This is a genomic window from Poseidonibacter lekithochrous (assembly GCF_018861145.1).
Lineage (GTDB): Bacteria > Campylobacterota > Campylobacteria > Campylobacterales > Arcobacteraceae > Poseidonibacter > Poseidonibacter lekithochrous_A.
The window spans coordinates 52,071-71,955 of the sequence record NZ_JAHKQT010000001.1; the positions used below are offsets into that span (position 1 = coordinate 52,071).

The window sequence follows — 19,885 nt, forward strand, 5'->3', positions numbered from 1 at the left end:
ATATATTCTATCTTGTTTTCACTGATTTAATTCGAAGTTATTACTGAAGCTAATTTTTTTTCAACAAATTTTATAAAAGTATCAAATAATAAACTTGAAGTTTTATTTTTATTATAAATAAGTGAAAACTCTCTTTTAAAAGATATATTTGTTAATTTAATTTCAAAAAGTTTTTTTTCTTCCAATTCTTTTTTTACAGCAAGTTTAGATATTGCAGTTATAGTATTTGGATTATCTAAAATAATTGTTTTAATCTCTTGAAAACTGTGTAATTGCATAAATATATTTATATTTTTTGCATACTCACCTAAGGAATCTATAAAAATTTCTTTTGTTCCAGACCCACTCTCTCTTAAAATCCATTTTTTATCTATAGTATCTATATATTTCTCTTTTTCATAATTTTTGTCTGATGTAACTATAATAAGTTCGTCATCACAAAGATATTTTTTTATGATACTTGAATGAGTAAGATTTGTTTCAATAAGTCCAATATCTAAATCTCCATCAACAATTTTTTCGATAGTTTCTGTTGAATTAATTGAATCTATTTTAAATGATACTTCAGGATATATACTTAAAAATTCAAAATATATATCTGGCATGACATAGTTTGAAATTGTTTTACTTGCTGAAATTTTTAAAGTACCTGCTAATTTGTTCTTTTGGAAAATAGTTTGTGCATCTTTAAGTGCTATATAGTGTTGATAAGTTTGTGCTTTAAAATATCTTCCTCTTTCATTTAAAAGAAGTTTTTTTCCTATTCTATCGAAAAGCTTTTCATTGAGTTTCTCTTCTAATGATTTAATAGCTATAGAGATTGCTGATTGGCTTATGTCTAATTCTTGTGCTAGTTTAGTTACTTGTGGATTGTCACACAAGTGATAGAAAAAATTCAATTCTTTAAATGTCATATCTATCCTTATATAAAATATATATTATTATATTAAATTTAATATATTTTACATATTAATTTAAAAGAGTTATACTTCAAAAAATAAAGGAAGATTATGAAAATAGAAAAAAACTTACTCTATGGCTTACTAATAATAGGCTTAGGTACAGGTATTTCAATTTTAATTGCAAATATAGAAGTAATCAGAGTTTTAAGTATTAGTCCACTTATAATTGCTATTTTTTTAGGAGCAATACTAACACATATTTTAAATCAAAAAACAATGGATTATCTAGAAAGTGCTATTGGTTTTAGTACAAAAAGAGTTTTACGATTTGGTATTATCTTATATGGTTTTAGGCTAACTCTACAAAATCTTGAAGAAGTAGGATTAGAAGGTTTTATATTTGCTGTTTTTATTGTAGCTAGTACTTTTATCATTGGTTATTTTATAGGGACTAAAATACTTAAAATGGATAAAGAAATCACTATTTTAACAAGTATAGGAAGCTCAATTTGTGGTGCAGCTGCAGTCTTAGCAACTGAATCAGTTATAAAAACACCTGCATATAAAAGTGCAGTTGCTGTATCAACGGTTGTAATATTTGGAACATTTGCAATGTTGTTGTATCCATTTTTGTATAAATTAGGTATTTTTGATTTAAGTCCACAAGACTTTGGAATCTATTTAGGTGGAACATTACATGAAGTTGCACATGTGGTAGCTGCCGGTAATGCTGTTGATAATGAAGTTGCAAGTTATGCTGTTATTGAAAAGATGATAAGAGTGATGATGCTTGCACCTTTTTTAATCATACTTGGCTTTTTTTGGATAAAAAAAGAAACTAATAAAATAAAACAAAAAGTAGTTATTCCATGGTTTGCAGTTTTATTTTGCGTAGTTATTGTATTTAATTCTTTTGAGTTTATCTCTGCAGAAAATATTATTTTGATAAATGATTTTGATACTTTTTTATTGGCTATGGCAATGTTTGCCTTGGGATTACAAACACATATCTCAAAATTCAAGAAAGTAGGTGCTAAACCATTTTATTTAGCATCTATTTTATTTATTTGGCTTATTGTTGGGGGATTGAATGGTTTAGAGTTTATAGTAAATGTTATGCATTAAAGGGCTTGAGTACATCATCAAAATTAGGAAGAGGAACAACATCACCAGGAATCATACTATCAATATGGATATTACCAATCCTAATTCTTACAAGTCTTAAGGTAGGAAAACCAACAGCAGCTGTCATTTTTCTTATCTGACGTTTTTTCCCTTCACTAAGAGTGATAGATATCCAAGAAGTAGGACCATGTCTTGCATCACGAATATTACGACCGCGAGAGGGAAGATTTGGTTCATCTTCAAGAGCGAATGCTTTACAAGGGAGTGTTTGATATTTAGTACTATTAACAGTAATTTCAACACCATTTTGTAGTGCTAAGATAGCATCTTCTGTAATCTCTCCATCAACTTGAACATAGTACTCTTTTTCTATACCTTTATCTCTTATTTGAAAGCTTTTCATACCATCAGTTGTAAGTAATAATAAGCCTTCAGAGTCATGATCTAAGCGTCCTATAGCCATAGTCTTTTCTGGAAAATCAGATAAATCACCTAATAGTTTTTTCTTTCTTTTAGCTTCTTGTACAAACTGACTTAAAAAACCATGAGGTTTAAATATTTTGAAATGATAGTGATTTCCAACCTTTGACTTGGCCATTGATATTAACTCTGAACTTTGGGATTCATAGAATATGTCCCTACCCAAGAATTTTCTGCAAGGATATGACCTTCCATAGCTTTGATTAGATCATTTGCATCAAATATCTCATTTAGTTCTAGACTAACTTCATCTAAAGCATAAACAGTAAAATGATAATGATGAACTATAGAGTCATTCCAAGGAGGACATGGACCATCATAATCAGCATAATATCCTCCCATATCCAAATCACCTTCAAACCATTGTGTATAGTTATTTAGACCTGCCAAACCATATTCTTTTTTACCTGGTGATTTACCTTTAGCAGTTACACCAGAAGAAGCTTCACCTTCAGTTAAACTTGTGATATGTACAGGAATATCTGCTAATACCCAGTGATAAAAATCAACTCTAGGTAAATCAGAAGGAATAACTTTCCCTTCTTGGTTAACATCATCACCAATAGAAGGTACATCAGGATCATGACAAATAATAGCAAATGATTTTGTTTCCTTTGGTGCATTCTCCCATGATATAGAGGGACTTATATTCCCACCAAGTTCAAAGTGTCCAGTTTTTGGAATTTGACCAAAAGCATATTTAGAGGGTATTTGCTCACCATTTTTCCAACTATCAATTGATACAATAAAAGATTCTTTCATTATGATTTCCTTCGTTAATATATTTTTTAGTTAACTAGATAATAGTAATATTTTACAAAATTCAGACTTAATTAAAACTTGCCATATTTTTAGTCAAAGGATGTTATCTTACGCTTAATATAAATATCATTTAGAATATGATTATAAGGAAAATATATGAAGAAATCTATTGGAATGAAAAGTTCTTATGTTTTAACACAAAAAAGTGTAGATTATGAAATCACAAAAATATCAGCTGGTAACTTTGCTTTAGGATATGAAACTAAAAGTGGATTATTTGTAGTTCAAAATTTTGGTCGTTCTGACACAGATTTAAATTCAGAAATTAAAAATTGGATTGGTAGATATGAAAGATTTAAATTCTTTTATGCAACAAGTCCCAAAAGTGCTTTTATAAAAGAGTGCAAAAATTATCATGCTTTTGATAAAAATAAAATAGATAATAAAACACACCCTATAAAACCTGAAAATACGGATTATACCTGTCCTTATTGTTAATAATGAACTTTCTTAAATAAAAAACAGTAAATTCCGGAGATTCCGGAATTTTATTAATCAAACCAAATTTTTGAAATTAGTTCATAAGATTTTATTTTATCTTCTGGATTATGTATCATGGCATTTATCATAACTTCATTTGTTTGAGTTCTCTCAATTAGTTTTTCAAGTCTTTCTTTAACAACTTCAGGTGTTCCCCATATTGACTCTCTTGCCTTATGTCTTATACTTTTTTCTTCCCACTCTTCCCATAAACCACTCATATTTTTTATAGGTTTTGGTAATTGCCTATTATCACCTCTTTGCAAATAAAGAAATTTCTGAAGTTCTGTAGTAGCTAAATATTGAGCTTCTTCATTTGTTTTCGAGCATACAATATTTATACAAACTATTACATATGGCTCTTTTAACTGATTAGAAGGCTTAAAATTAGCATGATATATTTTAATAGCATCATCCATTGAATCAGGTGCAAAGTGTGAAGCAAAAACAAAAGGTAAACCTTTTTGTGCAGCTAATTGTGCACTAAAAGTACTAGAACCAAGTAGCCAAATAGGTATATCTAATCCATATCCAGGTACTGCTTTTATATCTTTATCACTAGCTTCATTAGATAAATAGTATTGTAATTCTTGAAGCATCATAGGAAACTCTGAACCATCATTATATATATCGCGTCTTAAGGCTAGCATTGTTTTTCTATCCGTACCAGGAGCTCTTCCTAAACCTAAATCTATTCTATTTGGGTATAAAGATTCTAAAGTTCCAAATTGTTCAGCAATAATCAATGGTGCATGATTAGGCAACATAATTCCACCAGAACCTATTCTAATTTTTTTAGTTTTCGCTCCAATATAACTTAATATTACAGATGTAGCAGCACTTGCTATTCCACTAAAATTATGGTGTTCTGCTACCCAGTAACGCTTATAACCAAACTCTTCAACAGCTTGGGCTAGTTTTGTACTATTTTCTATTGCTTGAGGTATCGTAAATCCCTCTGCAATTGGAATTAAATCTAATACAGATAATGGTATTTTTTTATTCATATTTTTTCCATTTATATAAAGAATATTAACTCAATTTTTTATTAAAAAACTCAATAGTTCTTTGCCATGCGAGTTGCGCATTTGCTTTATCATATCGACCTGTTGAGTCATTATGAAAACCATGATTAGCATTTTTATACATATGCATTGTATACTCGACATTATTCGCTTTTAAATCTTCTTCATATTCAGGCCATGTAGCATTAACACGTTTATCGAGTTCACCTAATTGAATCATAAGAGGTGCTTTAATATTTTTACGTAAGTTCTGGCTTGCTGGAGTACCATAAAAAGGAACACCTGCATTAATAAGCTTAGAATCAACAGCAGCTAAATAATTTACAATATAACCACCAAAACAAAAACCAACAGCACCTAAGTTACCATTACTATTTGGATGTGATTTTAAAAACTGTGCCGCTGCTACAAAATCATTTTGGATTTTAGCTCTATCCATAGTTTTTTGCATAGCACGACCTTCATCATCGTTTCCAGGATAACCACCTAAAGGAAATAATGCATCAGGAGCAAATGCAATAAAACCTTCTTTTGCAAGTCGTCTTGCAACATCTTTAATATATGGATTTAAACCACGATTTTCATGTACAACTAATACAACAGGAAGTTTCTCATCTAAATTTTTAGGAACTACAAGATAACCTCTTCCTTTGCCATAACCTTCAGGAGAATTAAACTCTTCGTATGTAGCTTTTATACCTTCGTCATTAAACGATACTTGTTCTGCTAAAAGATAATTAGGTAATAAAGCAGAAGTTAATACACTCATAGAAAAACCAAGAGCAGTTAATCCGCCAAGTTTTTTCATAAAAGTACGTCTATCAATTATTCCATGTGCGTATTCATCATACCAATCAAAGGCTTCTTGAGGAATATTATCTGTTTGTTTAGTATTCATATTTAATCCTTTATTTTTTATATTATAGTATATCAAAAATATCTAATTATTTCTTTTTAGAGAAATAATTAAAAAAAAAGCTAACAAAATAAATTGTTAGCTTTTAAATAAAGGAGAGGGTTAGAAAGTTTAAATTGTTAACTACTTAACAGCTAGATTGAACTCTAGTATCAAGACCTTCTTCAGGATAGAATGAAGCTAATGAACAATGAGAAATTCCAGATGCAGCTAAAATAGCAGTACTAGCTTTTGATGTTTGTGTATTATTATAAGCTAAATAATCTGGAGAATCGTTATTCTCAGCAGGATAAAAAGATGCAAATACTTTGTTATCTGATGTTGCTACTGCTAAAGTTTGATATGTACTTGAATCACTCTTAAGAGATGAAAGATAACTTGGTGTATCATCATTTTCAGCTGGGTAAAAACTTGTAAATGTATCTTGTGCTGATAATGCACTTCCTGCTAATAAACTTAATCCGATAATTGTTGTTGATAATTTTTTCATTGTGTAAATCCTATTTTTTATTAATTTTTTAATTGTTCGTTTGTTTTGTAGTTGAATTATAGGATTTTACTGTGTATCTTGTATAAAGGGTTCGTTTATTGTTTGTGTAGTGAAGATTTTTAAGTGAATAAAGAAAATCGTCATTTTTCTTTATTCTCTTTTTTATTTTAAGTAAGTCAAAATCTCTTCATTGATATTAAAAGATTTTGGTTTAATATCTTTCATTAAATTCTTAAAATTTAATTCTATTTCATCTTTATTTTGCAAAGTTACTTTTTGATTAGATTTAATTAAATAAATAGTAAAGTCACTTAGGAATAAATTGATAAAAGACATCCATTGGGCTATTAGTCCTTTAAAATCTAAAGATTTAATATTTACATTTGGAACATCATTATTAGCAATGATAGCTTGATATTCTTCTAATTTATAGTAAGTTCTTAAAAAACTTGAAGCTCTATTTTTAAGTTTATTTTTTAAATCCTTGTTATTTGAAACATCTGCTAAAAGTAAAAAGTAACCCATATGGTAAAGAGGAGTTAGAAATGAAACTAGACGTGAAGGCTCTTCTTCCCATTGATTAAATATATTTTCAATAGAACTCTTTTGAAAGTATAATTCTTTCATTTTGTCAAAATAAGAAACTATATTCATAGAATCACCTTTGTGAACTATTTCTGGCATATATCTTGTTGTTTGTGAAATAAGTACAAATTTCTCTGCCGATTCTTTCATCACACTTTCTTTAAATTCAGAAGATTTAAATAAAACACTATTGTTGATTTCTAGATGATTTTTTTTTGAATAACTTGTTTCCATTTTAATATTTCCTTGGTATTTGTATTACTAACTTTTTTATTCTCCATAATGAGACCACATTCTATGTATTCTTATCTTCTTATCTTCTTCTCTTACTTCGTAGACTAATCTATGTTGAATATTTATTCTTCTTGAGTATACACCTGTTAAGTTACCAACTAGTTTCTCGTAAGGTGGTGGATTTTCAAATGGATTTTTCTTAAGGATTTCTAGTAAAACTTTTGCTTTTTCACTAAGATTAGAACTAGATAGTTTTTTAGCATCTTTTAAAGCTAATTTACTATAAAGAATTTTATATTCTACCATTCGATAGTTTCACTAAATTCACTATCATCCTCATTCATTGAATCTTTTATTGAAGATACCATATTAGGTATAGAATTTAAATATAGTGTTTCTTCTATTGCCTTCCAATCTTCTTCTGAAAGCATCACTGCATTATTTCTTTTTCCAGTAATAAGAATAGGTTCATGAGTTAAAGCTGTTTCATCCATCACATTATAAATATTTGCTCGAACTTGACTTACGGACATTGTTTTTGTCATTTTTAACCTTTGTATTCATTTTTTTAAATTGTACTTAATATCGTACGTTTTGTCAAGATTGAATATTTTTATGTTTTTGAAAGTGGAAATTCATGACCTGACCCCTATTTTCATAGATTTTTCATTTACAGGTTCAACATCCGCTTCTGTATCAATATCTTCTAAATTTGTATTCATTGACTTCCTTTTTTATTATTTCAATTGAAACATAACGCATGAAGTGAGGGACGATGTAACCCTAGTGACATTTTAAATTACTTTCTCACTAACTTTTATAAAGATAGCTTGACCCTACTTAAAAGCCGATGGGTTACTCGTTCCTCTCCTCTGTTTTGTTGTACTTTTAATTATGTGATAGTTCATCTTTTACAATATATGGTGTTATTGTTTCTACTGCTTCTTCAATATTTTCTCTTGAAAATGCCCTAAAGTCAGAAGCACCATTAAATCCAGACAAATTTATATTTTCACCTAATCTTAATATTTTTGTTTCTAAATCAGAAGCTTTACAAGTTACTTGTGAAATTATTATTATTTCAACTTCAATTTTCGCTTCATTTGCAACAAAGTGTATTCTTTCTTCACCTAGTCTTGCTGATGTTTTTCCAATTTTATAAATATCTTTATCATTCCATTGTCCTAAGCCAATTGCTTTCCATATATAAATAACATTGTTATCTGTTTTTGCCTTATCGACCATGTGATTACAGATTTCATCTAAATAGCCATTTCTGTATGCGAAGCAATATGCTCCACAAGAATTTCTTTCAAAGTCTTTTCTTGATTCATATTTTATTGCTTCTTTTTGAGCAAGGGATATAGTCCAAAAACCATATCCTATTACCATATGTGAACATACTTCGTCAAGTATTCCTTTATTTAAAGCATAGCTATATGCTCCGTTAGGAGCATTTTGAAAATCTACTTTTCTTGTATATTTTAATGCCTCTTCATGTGTAAGTAATAAATTCCATTTACCTCTTCCTGATTCCATATGAGAACAAATATCATTAATTATATTTTTACTATGTGAATAAAAATATTCACGAGGGCTTCCATTTTCAAATTCTTTTTTTGTTTTATATTTTAGTGCTTCTTGTGTTACTATTTCTATAGTTAAATCAGTATATCCTGATTTCATATGAGAACAAGCACTATCAATGATATTATTTCTGTGACACCATGTATATGCACCACATGAATATTTTCTAAAATCTTTTTTGTATTGATATTTTAAAGCTTCTGCAGTTGCTGATTCTACATTCCAGTCTTTATTTATTATTATCATGTGTGAACAAATAATATCGATAACATTATTTCTATGTCCCCATGAATAGGCACTATAATTATTTTTTCTAAAGTCTTTTTTATATTTATATTTTAAGGCTTCGTTATGAGCTTCGTTTAATGTCATTTATTATTCGCATCCATTTTAATTATTTTAAGACTGTAGTACAACGTTTGAGTTGAGAAATATTTGAGCCGCAGGGTCAAATATTTCTCTCCAAAGTTTTGTTATATTTGTAAATTACTAAAAAATATATGATAACTCTTTTTTAGTAATTTTTTCTGAATAATGTTTTTCAATTTGCTCTTTAACAAAATTTGCGTCCTTTGAAGCTATATCTATATATTTATTTAATGCCCATTTTGCTTTTTTTATTTTACTAAGCTTTAGATATGCAATTATTGCAAGAAAATATGCATTTTTAGCATATGTAGTATCTTTAAAAAGATATTTTGCATACTTTAAACCTTTATTATACTCACTATTGTGAACAATTGCATTACTCATAATTGAGCTTGCAACAGAATAGTTATGTGAAAAATTATCTACAAGATATGCATGAAGTGTATGATATATTAGGTGAAGTTGATAAAATTTGTTCGAATGTTCTGAAATATCCATATCCTGATAAGGATGTATTACACCATACCTTGTAACGGGAGGAGTTGTGTTATATTCAATCAACCAACGGTCAAACATTTGCTTATTTTCAATACTAGAAATTATATTAATAAGTTTTGGATCTAAAAAAACTATAATAGCCATCAATCCTTCTACTGAAGCATTAATTTTACGCATACAATTCGCTACTGTTTCGCCAACGATTCCTGTATGTGATGGTATTGGACTTTTGTAAAATACATTTTTCATATTATTTTTGATAATTTCTTCCGATAAAATGCTAAATTTGATTTTTGTTTGAGGAATACGATTAAGTGTTGATTTTTGAATTATATGAATATGATTTGATAAAATAGAATTTATTAATGAAATAACACGTTCTTCAAGTGCTTTTGTTTGATTATACTGCGAACGCTGAGATATGGAATTTAAAAATAGACCAATGAGGACTATTCCTAATACCGCTTCCGAGGCAGAAGTTAATTGTGAAATTGCATTATTTGGACTAATGTCTCCATAGCCTAAAGTTGTAATAGTTACAGCACTAAAATATATAGATTGATAAAAATTTAATAAAGTTTTTCCATCATTTAATGTTAAAGTATTATATATGTCAGGGATATACTGATATATAAGTGCATATATAGGAATTAGCAGTAGATAAAATACTCCAAAGAATAAAGGTGACCGCATTATTTTTTTTATCGTATTCAATATTCCATTAAGTTTTCTTAAAATAGCACTACTTATTTATCACAGATATAATTTAGCCAGTTAGAATTGTGATTTTAGATAAATACTCTCGTTAACTTCTAAGAGCATCCTTTAAATTTATTAGCTATAATTCTGCTTAATTAAGCAAGTATGAATTATTAAATCATTAAAATAGTAAAATTTATTTTACCAAATATAATAATATGCAATTTTTGCATATTAAGTATTTATAATGTTTTATAGTACATAAATTAGAATTATCTATATTATTCTAAAAATAGTAAAATCTATATTACCAAATTTAATTTTATAAAAAGGCAGAGAATGAAAAAAAGTTTATTTCTAATAACATGTATTAGTGCTAATGTATTATTAGCAGATAATGTATTTACTTTAGGAGAGATATCAGTTGTAGACAAGAAAAATGAATACCTTGACATTAAAAAGATTGAATCTAAAGATTTAGAGTCAAATTCTAAAAAAGATATAGCATCTGTTTTAGATGAAGTCTCTGGTTTATCTATTATCAATCGTGGAGGTAGAGGAGAAAAAGCAATTGGTATAAGAGGTTTTGCAACTGGAAAAACTGGAGTTTTTTTAGATGGCATACCAATTTATGTTCCTTTTGATGGACAGTTTGATTATTCAAGAATATTAACAACAAACCTTTCTTCTATTGATGTTGCAAAAGGTTTTAGTTCAACTTTATATGGCCCAAATACAGGGGCTGGAGTTATTAATTTAATATCAAAAAAACCTGAAAAAGAGTTTGAAGGAAGTTTCTCATCTCAAGTTAATCTTGATAATGATGCCGATTATGCAAGTACAATTAATACATTAAGTCTTGGTTCTAAAAAAAAGAATTATTATCTTCAACTTGATGCAACAATCAAAGATAGAGATCATTGGAATTTATCAAATGATTACAATCCAACTGTAACACAAGATAGTGGAGAAAGAAACAATAGTGACTCTCAAAGTAAATCTATAAGTTTAAAGGTAGGATTAACACCTGATGATTCAAGTGAATATGTATTTGGATATTCTTATTTAGATTCAGAAAAGAGTCAAGCTATTATTACTGATAGTACAAAGAATACAGAAAAGTTTTGGGAATGGCCACAATGGGATAAACAAACTATGTATTTTATAGCAAATAAATTATATGACTCAGGAGATATAAAATTTAGATTATATAGAGATGATTATAATAATATTACTGAAATGTATGAAGATTCTACTTTTACAGGAACACCTTCTTTTACAGACTATGATGAGCATACAATAGGATCAAGTTTAGAATATACAAATTTTTCTTGGATAGAAGATAATATAATTAAAATGAGTCTAAATTTCAAACAAGATTCTCATAAAGGATATGAAGAAAAAGTTGGGAAGAAAAGTACAACTAAAAGTAATGACGAATATAAAGACAATATTTATTCTATTGCAATAGAAGATACTATTTTTGTTTCAGATGAGTTTAAAATTGTTACAGGTGCAAGTTATGATAAGATGAAACCTTCTGATGCGGTAACATCTGGAAATGTTATTTCAACAGATAGCCAATCAGCTTTTAATCCACAAATTGGTTTATTCTATGACTTTTTTGAAAACCAAACGACAAGATTAACTTACTCTAAAAAGACAAATTTTCCTACAATGAAAGAAAGATTTTCTGATAAAAGAGGAAAAGCTATAACTAATCCTTATTTAGAACCAGAAGAAGTTACTCACTATGAATTAGGTCATACAATTACAAAAAATAATTTTATTATTGATTCTTCTATTTTTTACTCAAAAGTTAAAGATCCAATTGTAAGTGTATCTGTTGGGTCAAAAGATCAAGAACAAAATACAGGAAATGAAAGATATAAAGGATTTGAATCAAATATTAAATATGAAAAGAATCGAATAAAAACTGGTTTTAACTATACATATTTAGATATAAATAAAGATTCAGAAGAAACTGTAATTGAAATTCCTGAAAATGAATTTATGTTTTATATAGATTATAAGGTAAGTGAAAATACATCTATTGGAGCTAACTATATTATTAAACATGGTGTTATACTACAAAATAATACAACTGAGGCATATGAAAAACAAAGTAACATAACAATTGCAAATATAGATTTAAACTATGATTATTCTAAAAATACAAAACTTGGTTTTGGAATTGATAATTTATTTGATGAAAATTATGAATATGACTTAGGATATCCAGAGCCTGGTAGAGAATATTATTTTAAATTAAAATATACTTTTTAAATAAAACAAATCCTATCTAAGGATTTGTTTTATACATACAAGTAAAACTAACTTGAGTCCATCGTCTATAAAGACAATTGTAACAGGAGTTTTTTTTAGTGCTTGTAATACATTCATCATCATCTTTATCTAAAATAAAATTTTTACATAAAGCTGCTGATTCTATTGCTTTTGAATAGTTTTCTTTTCCATATTTGAATAATCTGTTTTCTTTTTCAAAATACATCACTAATACTTTTTTAAATTTTCTCTGGAAATATTTTTATAAATATCATTATCTTTTTCTATAAGTAATACATAGTTATTATTCAAATATACCATTTTTAAGTCACTCCTTGTTTCTACGATTAAATCATTTTTAGCTATAGAACCATCTTCAAATTGTACAATATCAATCTCTTTATACTGAAGTAACTCGGAAACAGTATAAGAATCTTTTTGAGTTTTTATTTTACCTTTTACTCTTCCATCATTTCCATATATTCTTAAAGCAACTCCTGCCAGTGCACCAATTATACCCTGTCCATCATTTTTATGTTCACTTAAATGTAAGTTTTGTAACTCAGCCATTTTATAAGCATTTTCTTTTGTAAGTACTTTTTGTTTTGCATCTAATCCATATTGAATTAAAGTTTCTTTGTCTTTAATATCCTTATCAAAACCAATACACAATCCAGGCTGAGAACTTGGAGCACAAACAGTATTTAAATGTTTTATAATAAATTCTATTACCTCATCTTTTTGTTCTTCATTTAAATGTGTTATAAAACACATTGAACTATTATGAGAAGTGTAGGGAATACTTTCATGAATAAAAAGTTGGTGTCTTGTAACAAAAGAACAAGGTGCAAATTTTTCTTCTATGTACTTTTTTATCTCTTCAGCAATTTCACCTGTTGATTTTTCATATGCAATTTCATCTGTATCATCGATACAAACATATGTTTTAAATGTACTCATATATTTTCCTTATTTAAAAATAGAGTAAAAAAGATTTCTTCTTCTTTTTTCATATCATAACTATAATACTTAGGATAAAGTGAGGAACCTAACCATAAAGCACCCAGTGATTTAAAAAAAGAAGGAGGATTATCCATCCAATTTATTGGTGTATTTGGAATCATAAATACCTTTTTTTCTTTTACTGCTTTTAAGAATTTATATTTTTTACTTTTATATACTTTTTTATAAAATCCTTTATTATCAGTAATGATTACATCAGGATTTTGAATTAACAGTTCTTCAAAGTTTAATTTAATTCTTTGCTTTTTCATCTTATTACATATAATAGGATTCTTAGCACCTACAAACTCTATTAGTTCACTATGAGGTGAATTTTTACAGTTTGTTAATAAGCCATCTTCTCCTTTTGCATGGTAAAGTGTTACTCTCTTATTTTCTGGTATTATTTTTCTTATTTTATTAACTAATTCTACTTTTTCTTTTATATAATTTGATAATTTTGAAGCTCTCACTTCTTTATTCATCAATCTTCCTAATATCTTATATGATTCAACATAATTTGAAATCGTATCTAAATTTAAACTACAAGTATTAATTCCAATAGTATTTAACTTATTAGAAATATTTAATAAGTCTCCTTTTGAATTCCATAACACAACTAAGTCTATATTATTTCTTGCTAAAACTTCAATACTTGGCATTTTTGCAAAAAGTGAATTATTTTTGTTAATTTTAAAGGGAAAATTTGTTCCGTCTAAACTTTTAATCATTAAGTTCATAGATCTTGTCTGTCCAATTAAATTTTTACTTTTTCCAAAATAATCTTTACACTCTATTACTTGAGATGAAAACAAATAGGTTGAGAGAACAATTAGTATTAAAAAAAACTTCATACGTTATACCTTATTATTAAATTTTGGAATACAAATATTAAATCCATATTCAGTTTTATCAATATTTACATCAATATTATAAAGTTTTTGAATACTTTGGTTTGTAATAACTTCATTAGCTTTACCTTGAGCTAAAATCTCACCCTCTTTTAATAAAATCACTTCATTAGAGACTAAAAAAGCATGGTCTGGATAATGGGTTGTTTTTAAAAATGTCAAACCCTGTTGTGATAGACTTTGAATAGTTTCTAAAAGTCTTATTTGATTACCATAATCTAAGCCTGTTACAGGTTCATCCATTATAAAGAACTCTGCTTCTTGAGTTAATGCTCTTGCAATTAATACAAGTTGTTGTTCTCCCCCACTTAGTTGATTAAATAATCTATCTTTTAAATGAGCAATACCTAGTTTTTCTAAACTATTGATTGCAATTTCTTCATCTTTTTTAGTATATTTTGAAAAAATTCCTTGATATGATATTCTGCCCATTATCACAATATCTATAACATCATAAGCAAAAGGCAAAGAGCTTCCTTGAGAAACATATGCAACTTTTTTTGCTAAATCTTTTTTAGAATAACTTTGAATACATTTATCTTCTAAAAGAACTTTTCCACTATCAGGTTTAATCAATCCTAATAAAATTTTAATCAAAGTACTTTTACCTGTACCATTAGGACCTAATAAAGAAAGAATATCTCCTCTTTTTATACTCAAAGATATATCATTTAAAATGATTTTCTTTCCATAAGAGAAAGAAATATTTTTTGCTTCAATCACTAATGTAAACCTTTCTTTGAATTTTTAAGAGCAATTATAAAAATTGGAATTCCAATTAAAGAAGTTAATATACCAATTGGAATTTCTACATCTAAGATTAATCTTGAAGCATTATCTACAATTAATAAAAACAATGCTCCCATCAAAGCAGATACTATTAATAAAATACTATTATTAGGCCCTACTATTAACCTTGCAAAATGAGGGATTATTAAACCTATCCAACCTATCATTCCTCCTATAGATACACTTAAAGCACAAACAAATGTTGCTAAAACTATAACAATTACTCGAATAAGTTTAGTATTAACACCTAAACTTTGAGCTTCTTGGTCTCCAAAACTTAGAACATTTAAGTATTTTGACATTAATATTAATCCTGAAATACTTAATAACATTGGAATTATAAAAAGTAAAATTTCATCAATTTCTACAAAAGATAAACTCCCCATTAACCAATATACAATTGATGGTAATTTATCATAAGGATCAGCTGTATATTTTACAATTGATAATAGTGTAGAAAAAAAAGAGCCACTTATAATTCCCCCTAATATTAAAATCAAAGTAGAATTACTTTTATCTTTATAAATATAGGTAATGGAAATAGAAAAAAGTACAGCAATAACTCCAAAGCTAAATGACAGAACTTGGGTAATATACCAATTGTCAAAAAATGCAATTGATAAAGCAGCACCAAATGCAGCTCCGGATAAAACACCCAAAATTCCAGGAGAAACTAAGGGGTTTATAAACATAGCTTGAAAAGAAGCTCCAGATATTGCATATGAAGCACCAATTAATATAGCAGCAATAATTCTAGGTAATCTTATGTTTATAAGTATATTGTCTATTAGTATTGTTTTATCCATATCAAGAGAATCAATACTGAATAATTTATATAATCCGTATTCATATAAATCAAATAGTGTAATAGGATATTTACCAAGTGTTAGAGAAACTATAAATAAAACAATTAAAGATAAACAAAGGAATATTATAATTTTTTTCATCATTAGCCTCGTAAATATCTAATAGAAAAAACTATTGTTTGTATTCTTTTTAATAATCACTCTTTAAATCCAACAAACACAAGAGGTATCAATATTCACATTTATTTTATCGCCAGGAAGCAGTGTTTGTTTGTGCATTTCTTCTCTTGTGATTTTACTGGTAAAGCAAATACCTCCTATTGTAAATTCTATTAGAAGCTCACTTGTTGAGGGTTGTTGTCTTATTGTATCAATCACACCTATTAGAGTGTTTTCATTTTTCATATCATCACAGTTTTCTCTACAGATTTCTATATGATCTGATTTTATCATCATTACTGAATCTCTTTTTTTATCAAAACTATTTTGGATTATTAGTCTTTGATTATCTAAGAATACTTTTACAAGGTTTCCATTTGTATCTTTTTCCCATGGTGCAAAAAGTAGGTTTACACTTCCACTTTCTACTAAGTTTCCTTGAAATAATGCTACTTTTCTATCACAGATATGATTTAACCAGTTGTGGTCATGGCTTGAGATAAATATTGTTGTATTATAATTTTGCTTTGCGTAGAGTATTGCTTCTTTTATTAGCTGTGCTGAGTTTGTATCAACTCCTGAAGTTGGTTCATCTAATATTAGAACCTTTGGTCGTAGGATTAATCTTGCTGCTAGGGCAACTCTTTGTGCTTCTCCACCTGATAATTGACTCCATTTTCTTTGAGCGAAACTACTATCAAGACCTACGATATTTAGTGCTTCAGATACTCTTTCTTCTAGATTATCAAATTGTTTTCTTAGTTTCAAACCAAATGTTATATTATCAAATACAGTTCTTTTTAAAAGGTATGGATTTTGAGGAACAATTACTACACTTTGTTTTGTTTCATGATCTATTTTTTTATTACTAATTCCATTAAATTCTATCTCTCCGTGTGAAGGTTTATCAATAAAAGACAATAGTGAGAAAAGTGTTGATTTTCCACTTCCATTTGGACCAAAGAATCCAACTATTTGATTAGCTTCTATTACTAGATTATCAATATCTAATACTTTTCTTCCATCATAGTATTGTTCAATATTATGTAGTTCATATAAACTTTTCACTGTGTCCATTTCCTTTTTAACTGTGATAATGCAATATTAACTATAAGTGCAACAGCAAATAATACAAGCCCTAGTGCAATACCCGTTACAAACTCACCTTTACCAGTTTCAAGTGCAATTGCCGTTGTTACTGTTCTTGTGTGATATTTAATATTACCACCAACCATCATAGAAATACCAATCTCAGTGATAATTCTTCCATATGCAGTCATAGCAGCTGTCATAAGTCCAAATCTAGCTTCGACTAAAGTTGCTACTAAAACTTGGTACTGAGTAGCTCCTAAACCTTTTAAAGATGTATATAATCTTTTATCTACAGACTCAACTTGAGTCGCTGTTAAAGCAATAATAATAGGTAATCCAAGAACTATTTGACCTATTATTATTGCTTGTTGCGTGAAGAGCAAATTATGCTCTCCAAAAGGCCCTGCTTGTGAAAGCATAGTATACGCAATAAGTCCAATTACAACAGTGGGAAGAGCTAATAGCGTATCAACTATAGTTCTAATAACTGCCTTACCAAAGAAGTTATAATAACCAAGAGCAAATCCCAAAGGAAGCCCTATAGCTAAACTAATTAATAAAGACCAAGAAGAAACTGTTAATGTTGTACTAATGGCAGAATAAACACTTTCGTTCCCTGTCATTAGCAAATCTATTGCTTCATTAAAACCATCTGTAAAAAGATTCATTCTATATACTAACCTTCAAATTTAATTATTTACTTAATTTACTTATTTTCCAGCGTTAGGAATAAATAATGCTTGACCTAATAATCTAAAGTCAGCAATTGTTTTTTGTGTAGCATCAGATACAACCCAGTTAGTAAACTTTTTAGCTAATTCTGGTTTTACATTTGAACATTTATCTTTGTTGATAGTAACAACTGAATATTGGTTAAATAGTGTTTTATCACCTTCAACTACAACTTTTAATTTATTATCATCACCTTTTTGTGACATATACTTAATCCAAGTACCTCTATCTGTCATTGTATAACCATCTTTTTCAGCAGCCATATTAATAGTAACTAGCATTCCTTGACCTGTTTGAACATACCAAGAAGAAGCAGATTTTGCATCTACATTTGCATTTTTCCATAAAGATAATTCTTTTTTATTAGTCCCTGAGTTATCTCCTCTTGAGAAAAAATTAGCTTTGTTATCTCTAATTTTTTGTAAAGCTGCACTTGGAGTTAATCCATTTACAGTTGCAGGGTCTTTTTTAGGACCTACAATAATAAAATCATTGTACATTACTTGTTGTCTATCAACACCAAAACCAGTATCAATAAACTTTTTCTCAGATGCAGGTGCATGAACAAATAAAATATCAACATCACAATTTCCACCCATTTTAAGAGCTTTACCAGTTCCAGTTGCTACCCATTTTAAAGTAGTTCCAGTATCTTTTTCAAACTTAGGAGCTAAGTAATCTAATAATCCTGTATTATCTGTACTTGTAGTTGTAGCCATCATTAAAGAATCTTTTGCAAATAATGAAGATGCTAATACAGCACTTAGTCCTAGCGTTAATAATGTTTTTTTGATCATTTTTATTTCCCTTTAAATTAAATATATTTGTCTGTTTATTTATTAATTTGTTATTAATCTTAATAACATAAACCTCTGCTTATACATCAATACTAGATGTTAACTCTTTTTTTACTTTAAAACCTCCATCTTTAAGTTTAATTTTTAATAATAGAAGCATCACCTGCTATAAGTGGTGGATTTATTACACCTTGACCATGTTTAGTCATAATAGATTGACCTTCATTTGACAATACAAAATTCACGAACTTAATAGCACCTTCTTTATTAGCAGGAGATTTTGTATTTTGTGGAATTGTAATACCATATACCATAGCACCACCCTTTTTATTAATCAATTCACCTGCTTTTTTTCCATTAATACTAAATGATGCTGTTTTATAAAAATCTGCATTTTCATTATCTTTTAAAGAAACTTCTTTAGGTAATGTAATATAATTTAGACCATGTTGTTCTGCAACTGATTTATAAATATATAAATAGTCATATACATTTGATTCAATTAGCTCAAGTAACTCAGTCTCTTTTCCTCTTACGATTACTTTTTCTTTATTCTCTTCTCCAGCTTTATATGATTCACCATAATTAAATAGTTTATTAAATAAACCAGGCATTTTATAATGTGTTTCAGCAAGTTTAGTAACAAGTATTGATCTATATCCACATGGGTCTAAATTAGGATTTGAATGTCCAATTTTCACACCATCTCTTAAAAAAATCTCTGGCCAATTTTGTGCATTTATTTCATTAGCAAATTTTGCTTTAGGAGTATATGCAATTGCCATTTCATTTGTAGCAAAGTGTGCATTAAATTTTGCATCTTTAGGAATTAATAGATTATCAATTACTTTATAGTCAGCACTAGCCATTACATCTGCAACTTTTCCAAGTTCAGATATTTTTCTTGCAGCAGCTATAGAACCAGAAGCTTCTCTTTGAATATCATATTGAGGATATTTAGCTTCAAAAACTTTTTCAATTTCTAAAAAAGGTACAGCTAAACTTCCTGCATGAAATACTGTTATAACTTCTTTTGCCATAATTGAACTTGATGCCATTGTTGTAATTAATGCAGATGATAATAATCTTTTTTTCATTT

The 19,885-nt window shown here is 28.0% G+C and carries 23 protein-coding genes; 3 read left to right on the top strand and 20 right to left on the bottom strand.

The annotated features are described in order from the left end of the window. Nucleotides 1-26: 26 nt before the first annotated feature. The gene (locus KO488_RS00275) at nucleotides 27-914 is read right to left on the bottom strand and encodes a LysR substrate-binding domain-containing protein (protein ID WP_216056773.1); all 888 of its coding nucleotides are present in this window, start codon (nucleotides 912-914) and stop codon (nucleotides 27-29) included. Between the two features lie 96 nt (nucleotides 915-1,010). Between KO488_RS00275 and KO488_RS00280 the strand changes: the two genes are divergently transcribed. After that, nucleotides 1,011-2,027 carry a YeiH family protein gene (locus KO488_RS00280; RefSeq protein ID WP_216056774.1) on the top strand — a complete coding sequence of 339 codons (1,017 nt, stop codon included), beginning with the start codon at nucleotides 1,011-1,013 and terminating at the stop codon, nucleotides 2,025-2,027. On the opposite strand, the gene KO488_RS00285 is transcribed toward KO488_RS00280, so the two are convergent. Both KO488_RS00285 and KO488_RS00290 read right to left on the bottom strand, forming a co-directional pair. Then, nucleotides 2,017-2,625 (bottom strand): pseudouridine synthase, encoded by a 609-nt coding sequence (locus tag KO488_RS00285; RefSeq protein WP_216056775.1) that lies wholly within the window; start codon nucleotides 2,623-2,625, stop codon nucleotides 2,017-2,019. The genes KO488_RS00280 and KO488_RS00285 overlap by 11 nt on opposite strands. A 5-nt stretch (nucleotides 2,626-2,630) precedes the next feature. Beyond that, nucleotides 2,631-3,269, bottom strand: a complete 639-nt coding sequence (locus KO488_RS00290) for a YbhB/YbcL family Raf kinase inhibitor-like protein (RefSeq protein WP_216056776.1) — start codon at nucleotides 3,267-3,269, stop codon at nucleotides 2,631-2,633. 156 nt (nucleotides 3,270-3,425) lie between these two features. Between KO488_RS00290 and KO488_RS00295 the strand changes: the two genes are divergently transcribed. Continuing rightward, nucleotides 3,426-3,767, top strand: coding sequence for a hypothetical protein (locus KO488_RS00295; RefSeq protein WP_216056777.1), 342 nt, complete (start codon nucleotides 3,426-3,428; stop codon nucleotides 3,765-3,767). A gap of 53 nt (nucleotides 3,768-3,820) precedes the next feature. Here the strand turns inward: KO488_RS00295 and KO488_RS00300 are convergent, their stop codons facing one another. The 8 genes from KO488_RS00300 to KO488_RS00335 form a co-directional block, all read right to left on the bottom strand. Beyond that, nucleotides 3,821-4,816 (bottom strand): LLM class flavin-dependent oxidoreductase, encoded by a 996-nt coding sequence (locus KO488_RS00300; RefSeq protein ID WP_216056778.1) that lies wholly within the window; start codon nucleotides 4,814-4,816, stop codon nucleotides 3,821-3,823. A gap of 25 nt (nucleotides 4,817-4,841) precedes the next feature. Beyond that, the gene (locus tag KO488_RS00305; RefSeq protein WP_216056779.1) at nucleotides 4,842-5,732 is read right to left on the bottom strand and encodes a dienelactone hydrolase family protein; all 891 of its coding nucleotides are present in this window, start codon (nucleotides 5,730-5,732) and stop codon (nucleotides 4,842-4,844) included. Between the two features lie 145 nt (nucleotides 5,733-5,877). Beyond that, complete coding sequence (locus KO488_RS00310; protein WP_216056780.1) at nucleotides 5,878-6,240, bottom strand: hypothetical protein; 363 nt, start codon at nucleotides 6,238-6,240, stop codon at nucleotides 5,878-5,880. 162 nt (nucleotides 6,241-6,402) lie between these two features. Next, the gene (locus tag KO488_RS00315) at nucleotides 6,403-7,059 is read right to left on the bottom strand and encodes a hypothetical protein (RefSeq protein ID WP_216056781.1); all 657 of its coding nucleotides are present in this window, start codon (nucleotides 7,057-7,059) and stop codon (nucleotides 6,403-6,405) included. Nucleotides 7,060-7,095: 36 nt separating this feature from the next. Beyond that, on the bottom strand, nucleotides 7,096-7,365 hold the full coding sequence (locus tag KO488_RS00320) for a Txe/YoeB family addiction module toxin (RefSeq protein WP_216056782.1): 270 nt from the start codon (nucleotides 7,363-7,365) through the stop codon (nucleotides 7,096-7,098). Beyond that, complete coding sequence (locus KO488_RS00325; protein ID WP_216056783.1) at nucleotides 7,359-7,604, bottom strand: type II toxin-antitoxin system Phd/YefM family antitoxin; 246 nt, start codon at nucleotides 7,602-7,604, stop codon at nucleotides 7,359-7,361. Before KO488_RS00325 ends, KO488_RS00320 begins: the two co-directional genes overlap by 7 nt. 343 nt (nucleotides 7,605-7,947) lie before the next feature. Beyond that, nucleotides 7,948-9,018 (bottom strand): hypothetical protein, encoded by a 1,071-nt coding sequence (locus KO488_RS00330; RefSeq protein WP_216056784.1) that lies wholly within the window; start codon nucleotides 9,016-9,018, stop codon nucleotides 7,948-7,950. A gap of 117 nt (nucleotides 9,019-9,135) precedes the next feature. Continuing rightward, nucleotides 9,136-10,263, bottom strand: coding sequence for a potassium channel family protein (locus KO488_RS00335; protein ID WP_323134163.1), 1,128 nt, complete (start codon nucleotides 10,261-10,263; stop codon nucleotides 9,136-9,138). Between the two features lie 288 nt (nucleotides 10,264-10,551). Here KO488_RS00335 and KO488_RS00340 point away from each other — a divergent pair, with 288 nt between their 5' ends. Beyond that, a complete protein-coding gene (locus tag KO488_RS00340) occupies nucleotides 10,552-12,498 on the top strand; it encodes a TonB-dependent receptor plug domain-containing protein (RefSeq protein WP_216056786.1) in 1,947 nt (648 codons plus the stop codon). 16 nt (nucleotides 12,499-12,514) lie between these two features. On the opposite strand, the gene KO488_RS00345 is transcribed toward KO488_RS00340, so the two are convergent. From KO488_RS00345 to wtpA, 9 genes are all read right to left on the bottom strand, one after another. Further along, nucleotides 12,515-12,724, bottom strand: coding sequence for a molybdopterin biosynthesis protein MoeB (locus KO488_RS00345; protein WP_216056787.1), 210 nt, complete (start codon nucleotides 12,722-12,724; stop codon nucleotides 12,515-12,517). 2 nt (nucleotides 12,725-12,726) lie between these two features. Continuing rightward, nucleotides 12,727-13,458, bottom strand: coding sequence for a hypothetical protein (locus tag KO488_RS00350; protein ID WP_216056788.1), 732 nt, complete (start codon nucleotides 13,456-13,458; stop codon nucleotides 12,727-12,729). Continuing rightward, nucleotides 13,455-14,354, bottom strand: coding sequence for an ABC transporter substrate-binding protein (locus KO488_RS00355; protein WP_216056789.1), 900 nt, complete (start codon nucleotides 14,352-14,354; stop codon nucleotides 13,455-13,457). Before KO488_RS00355 ends, KO488_RS00350 begins: the two co-directional genes overlap by 4 nt. A gap of 3 nt (nucleotides 14,355-14,357) precedes the next feature. After that, the gene (locus KO488_RS00360; RefSeq protein WP_216056790.1) at nucleotides 14,358-15,134 is read right to left on the bottom strand and encodes an ABC transporter ATP-binding protein; all 777 of its coding nucleotides are present in this window, start codon (nucleotides 15,132-15,134) and stop codon (nucleotides 14,358-14,360) included. Continuing rightward, nucleotides 15,134-16,147, bottom strand: a complete 1,014-nt coding sequence (locus tag KO488_RS00365; protein ID WP_216056791.1) for a FecCD family ABC transporter permease — start codon at nucleotides 16,145-16,147, stop codon at nucleotides 15,134-15,136. Before KO488_RS00365 ends, KO488_RS00360 begins: the two co-directional genes overlap by 1 nt. 63 nt (nucleotides 16,148-16,210) lie before the next feature. Continuing rightward, complete coding sequence (locus KO488_RS00370; protein ID WP_216056792.1) at nucleotides 16,211-17,233, bottom strand: ATP-binding cassette domain-containing protein; 1,023 nt, start codon at nucleotides 17,231-17,233, stop codon at nucleotides 16,211-16,213. Continuing rightward, complete coding sequence (locus tag KO488_RS00375; RefSeq protein ID WP_216056793.1) at nucleotides 17,230-17,925, bottom strand: ABC transporter permease; 696 nt, start codon at nucleotides 17,923-17,925, stop codon at nucleotides 17,230-17,232. Before KO488_RS00375 ends, KO488_RS00370 begins: the two co-directional genes overlap by 4 nt. Before the next feature lie 42 nt (nucleotides 17,926-17,967). Next, nucleotides 17,968-18,786, bottom strand: coding sequence for a substrate-binding domain-containing protein (locus KO488_RS00380; RefSeq protein ID WP_228318928.1), 819 nt, complete (start codon nucleotides 18,784-18,786; stop codon nucleotides 17,968-17,970). A gap of 137 nt (nucleotides 18,787-18,923) precedes the next feature. Next, on the bottom strand, nucleotides 18,924-19,883 hold the full coding sequence (wtpA, locus tag KO488_RS00385) for a tungstate ABC transporter substrate-binding protein WtpA (protein WP_216056794.1): 960 nt from the start codon (nucleotides 19,881-19,883) through the stop codon (nucleotides 18,924-18,926). Nucleotides 19,884-19,885 lie beyond the last annotated feature (2 nt).

Bases quoted from the DNA above. Each gene is read 5' to 3' on its own strand.
- KO488_RS00380 (WP_228318928.1), bottom strand. From the start codon at position 18,786: ATGATCAAAAAAACATTATTAACGCTAGGACTAAGTGCTGTATTAGCA.
- KO488_RS00275 (WP_216056773.1), bottom strand. From the start codon at position 914: ATGACATTTAAAGAATTGAATTTTTTCTATCACTTGTGTGACAATCCA.
- KO488_RS00295 (WP_216056777.1), top strand. From the start codon at position 3,426: ATGAAGAAATCTATTGGAATGAAAAGTTCTTATGTTTTAACACAAAAA.
- KO488_RS00315 (WP_216056781.1), bottom strand. From the start codon at position 7,059: ATGGAAACAAGTTATTCAAAAAAAAATCATCTAGAAATCAACAATAGT.
- KO488_RS00285 (WP_216056775.1), bottom strand. From the start codon at position 2,625: ATGGCCAAGTCAAAGGTTGGAAATCACTATCATTTCAAAATATTTAAA.
- KO488_RS00290 (WP_216056776.1), bottom strand. From the start codon at position 3,269: ATGAAAGAATCTTTTATTGTATCAATTGATAGTTGGAAAAATGGTGAG.
- wtpA (WP_216056794.1), bottom strand. From the start codon at position 19,883: ATGAAAAAAAGATTATTATCATCTGCATTAATTACAACAATGGCATCA.
- KO488_RS00365 (WP_216056791.1), bottom strand. From the start codon at position 16,147: ATGAAAAAAATTATAATATTCCTTTGTTTATCTTTAATTGTTTTATTT.
- KO488_RS00345 (WP_216056787.1), bottom strand. From the start codon at position 12,724: ATGTATTTTGAAAAAGAAAACAGATTATTCAAATATGGAAAAGAAAAC.
- KO488_RS00305 (WP_216056779.1), bottom strand. From the start codon at position 5,732: ATGAATACTAAACAAACAGATAATATTCCTCAAGAAGCCTTTGATTGG.
- KO488_RS00325 (WP_216056783.1), bottom strand. From the start codon at position 7,604: ATGACAAAAACAATGTCCGTAAGTCAAGTTCGAGCAAATATTTATAAT.
- KO488_RS00310 (WP_216056780.1), bottom strand. From the start codon at position 6,240: ATGAAAAAATTATCAACAACAATTATCGGATTAAGTTTATTAGCAGGA.
- KO488_RS00350 (WP_216056788.1), bottom strand. From the start codon at position 13,458: ATGAGTACATTTAAAACATATGTTTGTATCGATGATACAGATGAAATT.
- KO488_RS00280 (WP_216056774.1), top strand. From the start codon at position 1,011: ATGAAAATAGAAAAAAACTTACTCTATGGCTTACTAATAATAGGCTTA.
- KO488_RS00320 (WP_216056782.1), bottom strand. From the start codon at position 7,365: ATGGTAGAATATAAAATTCTTTATAGTAAATTAGCTTTAAAAGATGCT.
- KO488_RS00355 (WP_216056789.1), bottom strand. From the start codon at position 14,354: ATGAAGTTTTTTTTAATACTAATTGTTCTCTCAACCTATTTGTTTTCA.
- KO488_RS00340 (WP_216056786.1), top strand. From the start codon at position 10,552: ATGAAAAAAAGTTTATTTCTAATAACATGTATTAGTGCTAATGTATTA.
- KO488_RS00375 (WP_216056793.1), bottom strand. From the start codon at position 17,925: ATGAATCTTTTTACAGATGGTTTTAATGAAGCAATAGATTTGCTAATG.
- KO488_RS00330 (WP_216056784.1), bottom strand. From the start codon at position 9,018: ATGACATTAAACGAAGCTCATAACGAAGCCTTAAAATATAAATATAAA.
- KO488_RS00300 (WP_216056778.1), bottom strand. From the start codon at position 4,816: ATGAATAAAAAAATACCATTATCTGTATTAGATTTAATTCCAATTGCA.